1 protein-coding gene is annotated in these 630 nt (G+C 70.8%); it reads left to right on the forward strand.

The features are described 5' to 3' along the window. Positions 1–18 precede the first annotated feature (18 nt). Positions 19–630 (forward strand): zinc-binding dehydrogenase (locus tag P3X83_RS43200; protein WP_277311263.1); only part of this gene is annotated, 612 nt, incomplete at its 3' end.

The raw sequence follows: 630 nt of genomic DNA on the forward strand, positions 1-630 counted from the left end.
TTGAGCGCGGGGGAGAACGTGCTGATCCACGCCGCGGCCGGTGGCGTGGGCATGGCGGCGGTGCAGATCGCGCGGCATCTGGGCGCGGACGTGCACGCCACGGCGAGCCGTCCCAAGTGGGACGTGGTGCGGGACCTGGGCGTCGAGCATGTCGCCTCCTCCAGGGACCTGGAGTTCGAGCGGGTCTTCGCCGGTCGCGGCATGCACGTGGTCCTCAACTCGCTGGCGGGTGAGTTCATCGACGCCTCAGTTCGGTTGCTGGCCCCCGAGGGCCGGTTCATCGAGATGGGCAAGGCGGACCTACGGCAGGACCTGGGCCGCCCGGACATCCGTTACCGTTCCTTCGACCTGTCGGAGGCGGGCCCGGACCGGCTGCAGGAGATGCTGCTCGTGCTGGTGGGGCTGTTCGAGCGCGGCGTGCTTCGACTGCCGCCGGTCCGCTCGTGGTCCCTGGCCCAGGCCCGCTCGGCGTTCCGCACCCTCGGCCAGGGCCGCACCATCGGCAAGAACGTCCTCCTGGTCCCGCAGGACCTTGACCCGGACAAGGCAGTCTTGATCACCGGCGGAACCGGTGTGCTGGGCGGCATCCTGGCCCGGCATCTGGTGACCGGCCACGGAGTGCGGCACCTG

The organism is Spongiactinospora sp. TRM90649, assembly GCF_029382225.1.
In the GTDB taxonomy this organism is placed as follows: domain Bacteria; phylum Actinomycetota; class Actinomycetes; order Streptosporangiales; family Streptosporangiaceae; genus Spongiactinospora.